Origin of the sequence: uncultured Corynebacterium sp., from assembly GCF_946998835.1 — a bacterium.
Classification (GTDB): Bacteria; Actinomycetota; Actinomycetes; order Mycobacteriales; family Mycobacteriaceae; genus Corynebacterium.
This window is the reverse complement of the sequence record NZ_CAMQAZ010000047.1, coordinates 1-10,780: the sequence shown is the minus strand read 5'-3', so window position 1 is coordinate 10,780 and position 10,780 is coordinate 1. Positions and strand designations below refer to the sequence as shown.

Genomic DNA, 10,780 nt, shown 5'->3' with positions numbered 1-10,780 from the left:
GTGGTCGCCGAGCTCGGCGGTGAGCGTGATGAAAATGATGAGTACCTGCTTGCCCGTCAGGTCTCCGCGAAGGGACGCTCCCGGGCGTGGGTTGGGGGCCGCAGTGCCTCGGCTGCGGCATTGGCGGATGTCTCCACGCGGCTCATCGCCATCCATGGCCAGAATGATCAGCTGCGTCTGCAAAGCGCTGATGAGCAGCGTGCGGCCATCGACCGCATGGATGCCGACACCATCGCACCAACGCTGGAGACCTACCGTCAGCAGCGCGCACACTGGCGCTCCCTGGTCAAAGAACTGGAAGAGAAGACCTCCAAGCGCCGCGAGTTGGCCATGCGTGCCGACCAGCTCAGCTTCGCCATCGAAGAAATCGACGCAGTCTCACCCGAGCCGGACGAAGACCAGGACCTGGCCTCCCAGATCCGCCGCATGCAGGACCTGGATGGCCTGCGCGATGCGGCTGCCGTGGCGCTTGCCGCCATCGACGGCGCCGCTGCCGTGAGCACGACTGGCATGGACACCGCCACCGAGGACTCCGGTGCCGCCGAACTCCTCGGTGCCGCCGCGAACGAGCTCGCCGCCGCAGACGACGAGGAACTCACCGAGTTTTCCAACCAGCTCAATGAACTGACCAGCCAGCTCTCGGAAATCTCCGCTGGCCTCGGCGCGTTTCTCTCTGGCCTGCCGGAGGAAACCGAATCCCTGGACAAGCTCATGCAGCGCCAGGTGGAGATTAAGAATCTCACCCGCAAGTACGCCCCGGATATCGCGGGCGTGTTGGCCTGGCGGGATAAGGCGGAGCGTAAGCTCGCCACGCTGGATGTTTCCGGCGAAGCCCTGGACAAGCTCACCGCGGAGATCAAGACCGCGGAAAGGAAGCTCGGCACCACCGCGCGGAAGCTCTCCAAGGCTCGTGCAAAGGCCGCAAAGCACCTGGAAGAGGCCGTGACCAAGGAACTCAAGGGCCTGGCTATGCCACACACTTCGCTGGTGGTGGAGATTACCAAGGCCGACACCTTTGGCCCCGCTGGCGTGGACAACATTGAGTTCAAGCTCCGCGCCCATGAGGGTGCCGAGCCGCGCCCGCTGGCCTCATCGGCATCCGGCGGTGAGCTCTCCCGCATCATGCTGGCATTGGAAGTTGTCCTCGCCGAAGGACAGGCCGGGCACACAATGGTTTTCGATGAGGTCGATGCCGGTGTTGGTGGGCGCGCGGCCGTGGAAATTGGTAAGCGCCTGAAGCAGTTGGCGGTGAATAACCAGGTGATCGTCGTCACGCACTTGCCTCAGGTGGCGGCGTTTGCGGATACCCACTTGGTGGTCAGTAAGGATGCGCGCTCGGGTGCGGTGTCGTCGAAGGTGACGAGCCTGGGCGATGAGGAGCGTATTGACGAGCTCGCGCGGATGATGGCGGGCTTGGACGATTCGGGCTCTGGACGGGCGCACGCGCAAGATCTTCTGGATCAAGCTCGGCGCGCCTTCACGTCCAAGTAGCTGCAGTTATGTTTCACTAAGTGCCATGAGTCTGTTCTCTCGGAACGAAAAAGATCTTCCTGGCATTTCGGGGACTGTGCGTGATGGTTCCCGCCTGGATCGTGCGCTCAAGCGCATGGGCGAAGGCGACATCGTGGTGATCGATGCGCCGGATATCTCGCGTCCATTGGCACAGCAGTTGATTGACGCCAAGGTCGCCGCGGTAGTGAACACAGGCGCGTTTACCACGGGTTTTGTGCCGAATTACGGCCCGCAGATGATGCGCGATGCCGAAATCCAGATGGTGCAGAACGTCGGCGACGAGGTCTTTGGAAAGCTCAAGGACGGCAAGAAGGGCAGGCTTGACGACGGCAAGCTCTACCACGGTGACCGCCTGATTGCTCAGGGCGATGAGGTGGACCAGGCTGAGCTTGAGCGCGCCTTTGATGAGGGGCGCACCAGCATGATCGACCGCCTGGAGGCTCTCTCCGGCAACTTGGTGGAGTTCGCCAAGATTGAGTCCCCGCTCTACATCGATGGCCTGGGCATTCCGGACGAGACGGAGCCGCTGCGTGGCCGCAAGGTCGTTGTGGTCAGCCCTGGTGCGGGACACCGCGAGACGCTGGAAGACTTGAAGAACTTCATCCGCGAGTACGAGCCGCTTCTCATCGGCGTCGCCACCGGTGCCGACACGCTCTTTGACCTGAAGTACGAACCGGACTACATCATTGGCGATCCGGAGAACATCAACTCCGAGGCGCTGCGGTCTGCCGGTTGCGTGATTCTACCCGCTGACCCGGACGGTCACGCGGTGGGTCTTGAGCGCATTCAGGACCTCGGCATTGGTGCCATGACCTTCCCGGCGCTGTCCGATTCCGCCACTGACTTGGCGCTGGTGTTCGCCGCGCATCACGAGGCCGACATGGTCGTCTCCGTCGGTGCCCCGCAGAACATTGACAGCATCTACCACGCTGAGAATCAAAGCGGTGTGCCGTCGGCGTTGCTGTCGCGGTTGAAGGTTGGCGAGAAGCTCGTCGACGGTCGCATGGTCGCCGACCTCTACCAGGTCAATAGCCGTGGTTTCGGTGTGGCCTGGGCAATCCTGGCTATCTTCGTGGCTATAGCGGTGATTTTCGCTATCGCTGGTACCTCCGGCGATGGCTCTGTCACTGAGAATCTGATTGATACGTGGAACTCGATTGCACTGTGGTTCCAGGGGCTGTTTAAGTAGTTTTAGCGGCATTTAGAGCACTATGAGCGCCTAAAAGTTTTCGGCTGTCAGAGCTGATTGAGGCGTCGGCGAAAGGAAAAAGGGACAGGCGATGGCGAAGAAGCGCAGGAGCGGGAAGTTTACAGCCGGTGTGACAGGCGCTGCCCTCGGCGTTGCGGCAGGTGCTGCGCTGGGTGCTTATGTGTTAAACCCCGCTGGTGCTGGCATTGATTTTGGTACTGGTGCCGCCTCTGAGCGCGATGAGGCCGTCGCACGTGCTGATGCACAGGAAGCGCGTGCTGATGAAGCCAACCGCATCATCGAGCCCATCGTCGGGGAGATTGTCAAGGACTCCTTGAAGGACGTACCGGTCCTAGTTGTCTCTACTCCCGATGCCACAGAGGAGCAGGTTGCAGGGGTTTCCGAGACTCTGCGCGCTGCGGGCGCCCCGGATGCGGGTGTGCTGAAGCTGACCGATAAGTTCCTCTCTTCCGCGGGTGCGGATGAGTTGAAGGATATTGTCGCTACCTCGCTGCCGGCCGATGTGCAGCTGGATGCGGAGCGCCGTGAGCCGGGCCGCCAGGCTGGTCAGGCGTTGGCTCCAGTGCTGGAGCTGGATAAGGATGGGGGAGAGCGGGCTTCTGCCGCTGACCGAAAGCTACTGCTGGAGGCCTTAAAGGGCGGCGGCTTTGTCGAGTATGACGAGGGTACGCTACGCCCGGCTGCTGGCATTGTGATTGTTGGTAATCACGGCACTGTCTCGCGCGCCGCGATTGACAAGGGCGAGGACCCAGAGTTCGGTGCTGGCCTGGTTGCCGATTTGGCGGTGGCGCTGGCTGAGGGCTTCGGTGCTGGCGACGACGTGGCTGGTCACGTTGTGGTGGGGACGGACGGCTTCGGCCGCGAAGGCGTTAGTGCTCTGCCAGACGAGCGCTGGGGTGCTGACCCCGCTGTGAAGCGTGTGGACGCTGTGTCTGATGCTGCGGGACAGGTTGGGGTTGTTGGGGATCTTAAGAGGTAAAGGGGCATGTCGAATCGAGCGGCAAGTGGCCCTAATCAACCTGCTTCATTTAGCGGAAGCATGGAGTCGCCAGGAATAAGTTTTGGCGAAAGTCTTTCCAACCATCAGGCAAAGTACTTCGCTCACGAGTTGGAGCGGAGCTACGCCAACGACCATGTTGGTAAGCTCGCTGGTCTGCTTTTCGACGCTCAGGTGGAGCCTAAGCCCCACCAGATTGAAGCAGCATTGTTCGCGTTGAAGGGGAATGCGACAAGAGGCGTCATACTGGCTGATGAAGTCGGCCTCGGTAAGACGATCGAGGCGGGCATTGTTATTACGCAGTATTGGGCGGAGCGTAAACGCCGGATCCTTATTATCGCGCCCGCGAGTCTTCGCCAACAGTGGAAACAGGAGCTTTACGAGAAGTTTCTAATCCCATCCGAACTGCTTGACTCGAAGTCCAAGGCCTCACTCTTGGCTAACAAGGAGCCTGGTCAAGTCCTGATTGCTTCCTACGAATTTGTTCAGCAGAACAAAGCTGACCTGATGCGCACTTGGGACTTGGTGGTTGCCGACGAAGCGCATCGTCTGCGCAATGTTTATAAAGGTAAGCAATACGCCAAAGTAGCGCATTCGGTCGGTGAGGTTTTTGATGGCGCAAGCAAAGTCGTGTTGCTCACGGCGACCCCACTTCAGAATCGCCTTGAAGAAATCTACGGGCTTGTCTCCATTTTCGATCCGGAGTATTTTCGCTCAATTGATGTCTTCCGCGAACGGTACGTAAAAACAGGGAGCACGGAGTTCAGCCCCGATGACTTAGCGGAACGCGTTGGCCAATTAACTAAGCGCACCCTACGGCGTGATGCTGAGAAATACATTCGATTTACAAAGCGTGACCCATTGACTGTGAAGTTCCAGCCTTCACAGACCGAGCAGGATCTTTATGACCTTGTTAATACTTACCTCCAGCGCGATACTTTGTATGCTTTCAACGATTCGCAACGAGCGCTGTCCTCGCAGGTTTTGCGCAAGCGACTGGGGTCTTCGACGTACGCCGTAGGGATTACTCTTCGCAGAACCGCGAATCGGCTGGCGGAGGAACTGGCAGCTGGTCAACTCCAAAAAAGACGTATACCGTTGTTCGATTTCGATAGCGATATGCTTGATGAAGAACAAGCAGCTTATGAGGCCTTCGGTGACCTCGTCGAGCGGAGTGAAGACTGGTCGGATCCAACGGCCCGCAAGCAAGTACAGCGTGAGATTGATGAGCTCAACGAATATGCATCATTAGCAGAGTCCATTCACCAGAACCAGAAGTCGCTGAAGCTCGGGGAGGCCATTGAGCGTGGCTTCGCGCGGCTGCGTGAGGTCGGTGCCCCGGAGAAGGCCATCATCTTCACCGAGTACAGCGACACCCAAAACTTCATCGCGGAAACGCTACGGCAAGCAGGGTACGGGGAAGGGCTGGTGCTGTTCAACGGCCAAAACGATTCGCCTGAGGCGACTGCGATTTACCAAGAGTGGCTCACAAAGAATGATGGTAGCGACGTCATTACCGGCAACCCGGCGGCAGATCGTCGAAAAGCTCTTGTTGACTACTTCCGTGACTCCGGCACGATCATGATCGCGACCGAAGCCGCATCCGAAGGCATCAACCTGCAGTTTTGCTCGATGCTGATCAACTACGACCTGCCGTGGAACCCGCAGCGGGTGGAACAGCGTATCGGCCGTATTCACCGTTATGGACAGAAGCACGACGTCGTCATCGTCAATTTCTTCAATGAAGGCAACGCGGCTGAGGCGCGTATCTTGGAGCTGCTGGAGAACAAGTTCCACCTCTTCGACAGCGTATTTGGAGCCAGTGACGAAGTACTGGGCCGCATTGAGAGTGGGTTCGATTTCGCTCAAGAGATTGCGAAGATCTACGACAGCTACCGCACTGCTGACGAGATTAATCAGGCGTTCAAGGAGCTTGAGAAGAAGTACGCCGCCACTGTGAGCAAGGACATGGCTGAAGCGAAAGCGAAGGTGTTCGACAACCTTGATCCGTCAGTGCGTGACCGCTTGAAGTCCTACGACGAGCAGTCTGGCGAGGTACTGAACAAGTTTGAGCGCCTACTCCTCCTACTCACCATCAACCGTTTGCAAGGCAAGGCAACGTTTGAAGGCGACGGACGCAACTTCGTCCTGAACACGTCACCGTCTGTCGGCATTGCGACTGGCCGCTACCACTTCAAGTCTTCGCCAAGCGGTAATTCCAAGCAGTACCGCTATCACAGCGATCTTGCGAAGTACGTCATCGATGGCGCTTTGACGGCGGACACGCCGTGCCAGACGCTCGTGTTCGACATCAGCAAGTCCGACCGCGTCAGCTCCCGTATGAAGGAACTGGCCGGACAGTCTGGATCCCTGGTTGTCCGGGGTTTGACATTCAGGATGAAAGCCAACGACAGCGATATTTCCGAGAGCTACTTACTCGCTGCAGGCATCACCGATTCCGGCAAGGTACTGAACCAAGAAGATGCAGCAGAGATGATGGATCTGCGCGTCGTCGACACGTTGGATATAGCTGGGCCGCTCAACGCGGACCTGTTTGCGGCAGCGATCGAGCAGCAGCGGGATTCTCTGGAAAAAGAAGTCCAGCACCGCAACTCGAGCTACTACAACCAGCAAGAGGAGCTGCTTGAAAGTCAGATCCTTGACCTCGACACGGAGCGCAGGAAAGCTGTCCGCGAGCTTGAGAAGAAGCGGAAAGACCTACGCAGGAAAGCTACTCACGCCGACGACCCGATGGAGCAGCTGAGGTTTAAGAAGAAGGCGCGAAATCTTGACGACGAGATCGATTCGGTCGAGGACAAATATCGAAAAGAGAAGCGAAACCTGCGCGACAATGTCGACGAGTTGCTTATTCTGATTAGGCAGTCGCTTCAGGGCAAGAGGTCTGAGAAAGAACTGTTCACTATCCGGTGGCAGATCAAGGCGTAAACGAAGGTAGTCAAAAGGAAGAATGATGAGCGAAGAGCGAGATATGATCAACGAAGTTCCTGGCAGCAGCCCTAATTTCCGTACCGAGCTAGCCGAGCAGCTCGCTGATCTGGTGCCGGAAGCGGTTGCCGACGGCAAAATTGACGTCGAAAAACTCCAAGAATTACTAGGGGGGGGGGACGTAGCAGACACCAGCGAACGCTTCGGCCTGTTCTGGCCAGGTAAGAAGCGTGCGATGCGCGCAGCGCAGACCCCAACCACTGCGACGCTTCGCCCGGATAAGGAAAACTCCAAAGACTGGGACACCACAAAGAACGTGTTCATCGAGGGCGACAACCTCGAAGTGCTGAAGATTCTGCAGAAGCACTACCACGGCAAGATCAAGATGATTTACATCGATCCGCCGTACAACACCGGCAAAGACTTCGTGTACCCCGACAACTACAAAGAGGGCCTACAGACCTACCTCGAGTGGTCTAAGCAGGTCAACGAAGACGGCAAGAAGCTCTCGTCCAACTCCGAGTCCGAGGGCCGGTACCACTCCAACTGGCTCAACATGATGTATCCGCGGTTGAAGCTGGCTAAAAATCTTCTCCACGACGATGGAGTAATTTTCATCAACATAGGTAATGCCGAAATCGCCCACCTTCGCAAAATCTGCGACGAAGTATTTGGAGAACGTAATTTCATAGCAGATTTTATCTGGGAGAAGACGCAGCACTTCGGACGGCAAAAGATAAATACGTATTCGAACTACGACCATACGCTCTGTTTTGCTAGAAACTTATACGACCGAAAGACCGCAGGGAAAAAAGAACTCTTAGTTGAGTATGTTAAAGAAGAGTTTGAGGACGCTCCTCTTTTCAATAGATCAAACCCTGAACGAGCGTTGGTTTTTCCTGCAGGATCAGTAAAGTTCAATCTATCTGATGGCGTTTACAAAAGCTCAAAGGATCCTAAATATGCACTCCTGGCGCCAGTTGAGGTCAAAAATGGCTGGAATACAAACGATCTTCGGTTGAAGTTCTGTTCACGATGGTCTCAGACGACAATTGATGAAGAGGCCCGCAAAGGAACAACCTTTTGGGTTAAAACGCAGTCATTTGCGATCCGCGCCATTTATGCTGATGGTAAAGCCTTTAATGAATCACCTAGAGAGATAATTTTCACCAACGGATCACACGCCCCTTCAAAAAGAAGCTCCGGAGTGAAAGTTGGCACCAATGAAGAGGGGTCAGCTGAAGTAGACCGCATTTTAGGCGAAGGGAAATTTGACTATCCAAAACCTGTGTCATTAATTGCATACTTAATTTCGTTAACCAAAGCCGACACAATTCTTGATTTCTTCGCGGGATCCAGCAGCACAGCCCACGCCGTGCTCGAATTAAACGCGGAGAGTAACTCCAACCGCAATTTCATCATGGTCCAACTTCCAGAGCCAGCTGCAGAAGGAACCGGTACATTAGCTGATCTCTCGCGTCAACGAATTGATCTTTCAGGGGAAATCGTAAAGACAGATTTTCTGGGTAAGAACACATCCGACAACACCCCACTAGACATAGGCTTCCGCTCCTACAAGCTCGCCGACACCAACTTCACCAAGTGGCGTACCGGCTCTGACACCGATGCGACTGAACTCGAGCAACGCCTGTTGGATCTCCGTGAAAGTGCCGATGACAACGCAACCCCTGATGATCTTCTCACCGAGATCCTAATCAAGCAGGGCCACTCGTTGGTCGAGCAGATTCGCGACCGCGATATCGACGGTCTGTCGTATAAGGCGGTGGTCCGAGTCGATGACGAAGACGGCGAAGAAGACACCCTGGTGCTCGCGTACCTCGACGAACACACCAAACCAACCCTGGCACAGCTTCGTGAAGCTATGGAGGTCAAGCCAGCTCAGTTCATCATGCTCGAGGATGCCTTCCAAGGCGACGACCAGCTGAAAACTAACCTGGCGCAAATCTGCAAGACCAACGGCATCGAGCTCTGGACGGCGTAAAGGATCAACATGAAATTCAAGTTTGATGCCAAGCAGGAGTACCAGGTTCAGGCGATTGATTCAGTCACCGACCTGTTCGAAGGTCAGCCGAACGACGCCGGAGATTTTCTCACAACGTTCCACACCGAACGAGTTCTGCCAGAGACCAGTAACCAGGCGCTTGACATAGATCTCAGTGAAGAGGTTGGGGCCGTCGGCAACAATTTCTTGCTGGATGAAGCAACGGTGCTCGAGAACCTCAAGGTCGTGCAAAACGAGCAGGGACTAGAACCTGCAAAAGAGCTTATTGACGGTCTCCAGTTCGACATCGAGATGGAAACCGGCACCGGCAAAACCTACGTGTACCTGCGCACGATTTTTGAGCTGGCGGAAAAGTACAACTTCACCAAGTTCGTCATTCTTGTCCCCAGCGTTGCTATCCGTGAAGGTGTGAAGACAAGCATCGAGCTGATGCACGATCACTTCCGTCAGCTGTACCCCGCGTCGCCGTTTGACTACATGGTCTACAGCGGTAAGAACGCCGAGGAGGTGCAATCCTTTGCGACGTCGACAAGCATTCAGATCATGATTATGACGATCGGCTCCGTGCGTGGCCGCGCGAAAAGCTTGATCATGAACCAAACCCGCGACAAGCTCAACGGGTTGCGACCGATCGATTTCCTGCGCGCAACACGACCGATTCTGATCATGGACGAGCCACAGAACATGGAGTCTGAGCTGTCCAAGACGGCTCTGGCAGGAATGGACCCAGCGTTCATCCTTCGCTACAGCGCGACACACCGCGAAACCCGAAACGTCACCTACCGCCTGGATCCGGTTGATGCTCATGAGTTGGGCCTGGTCAAGCAGATCGTTGTGGCGGAAGCGACGGAGCATGGTGGGGACGCCAAGCCGTACATCAAGCTTCTTTCCGTCGACAGCAATCCATGGCAAGCGAGCCTCGAGCTCGTGTGCCGTAAGAAGGACGGATCGCTGGACCGCCAAGTGAAGAAAGTGAAGCAGAATCAAGACCTCGAGAAGATCACGGGTAATCCCGCATACGAAAACAACTGGCGAATCAATGAGATCAACCTTGACGGTCCCGGGTTTATCGAGCTAACCAACCACGGCATTCTCCAAGTCGGCGAAGCGATCGGCGGCAACGACGAGACTGTGTACCGCGAAATGATCCGCGAGACCATCCGCGAGCACTTCCGCAAGGAATCGCTGATGCGACCGCTCGGCATCAAGGTGCTGAGCCTCTTCTTCGTGGATAAAGTGGCTAGCTACCTCGGAGACGGTGCCGACAACACCACTGCCAACGGCAAGTTCGCCCAGTGGTTCGACGAGCTCTTCATCGAAGAACGAAACCGATTCCCGAACTACAAAGACCTGCTTCCTCAGGATCCGATTGAGCTGCGGCGCGCATACTTCTCGCAGGTAAAAAAGGGAGTGTTTGGCGATACAAGAGGCGATGAAGCTAAGGATGATGACTCCTACGACCTGATTATGAAAGACAAGGCCCGACTGCTAAGCGAAGACGAACCCGTACGGTTCATCTTCTCTCATTCTGCGCTGCGTGAAGGTTGGGATAATCCGAACGTATTCCAGATTTGTACATTGCGTGAAATGGGATCTGAGACCGAGCGCCGCCAAACAATCGGTCGCGGTCTGAGACTACCTGTGGACCAGAACGGTGAACGAGTAGCAGACCGCTCTGTTGCCCAACTTACTGTCGTTGCTAATGAGTCCTACCAAGAGTTCGCCTCCAACCTTCAGAACGAATACAAAAAGGCCGGTGTAGCGATCGGATACATCCGCAAAGGCGACTTTGCCAAGCTGCCGAAACCCGACGCGGAAGAGCAAGAAAACTTAGGGTTCACCACATCCGCTGAGATTTGGGAACACCTGAAACAGCGTGGCTTCCTCAACAAAGACGGCTATGTCACCGCATCCTTCACCCCGGATGCCGATGACTTCTCCCTAGGCCTGGCAGCAGAGTACAGCCCCGTGGAAGAGGCAGTCATCGAGGTACTGCGCCGTGCGAATATAGAGCATTATGTAAAACCGAAGCGTGCTCGAACGACACGCAAGCTGAACAAGCAGCTGTACTTCCAGTCGCGCGAATTCGAAG

The 10,780-nt window shown here is 56.0% G+C and carries 6 protein-coding genes; all 6 read left to right on the top strand.

Annotated features, from left to right (window positions below):
- Nucleotides 1–1,491 (top strand): DNA repair protein RecN (gene recN / locus Q0U90_RS11010; RefSeq protein WP_297455013.1); only part of this gene is annotated, 1,491 nt, incomplete at its 5' end.
- Between the two features lie 25 nt (nucleotides 1,492–1,516).
- On the top strand, nucleotides 1,517–2,701 hold the full coding sequence (steA, locus tag Q0U90_RS11005; protein ID WP_297455010.1) for a putative cytokinetic ring protein SteA: 1,185 nt from the start codon (nucleotides 1,517–1,519) through the stop codon (nucleotides 2,699–2,701).
- Nucleotides 2,702–2,792: 91 nt separating this feature from the next.
- Entirely contained in the window at nucleotides 2,793–3,701 is a 909-nt protein-coding gene (locus Q0U90_RS11000; RefSeq protein ID WP_297455007.1) for a copper transporter, read from the top strand.
- 60 nt (nucleotides 3,702–3,761) lie between these two features.
- A complete protein-coding gene (locus tag Q0U90_RS10995) occupies nucleotides 3,762–6,665 on the top strand; it encodes an SNF2-related protein (protein WP_297455003.1) in 2,904 nt (967 codons plus the stop codon).
- A gap of 22 nt (nucleotides 6,666–6,687) precedes the next feature.
- The gene (locus Q0U90_RS10990; protein ID WP_297455000.1) at nucleotides 6,688–8,667 is read left to right on the top strand and encodes a site-specific DNA-methyltransferase; all 1,980 of its coding nucleotides are present in this window, start codon (nucleotides 6,688–6,690) and stop codon (nucleotides 8,665–8,667) included.
- Nucleotides 8,668–8,676: 9 nt separating this feature from the next.
- Nucleotides 8,677–10,780, top strand: a 2,104-nt coding sequence (locus Q0U90_RS10985) for a DEAD/DEAH box helicase family protein (RefSeq protein WP_297454997.1), incomplete at its 3' end; no start/stop codon positions are given.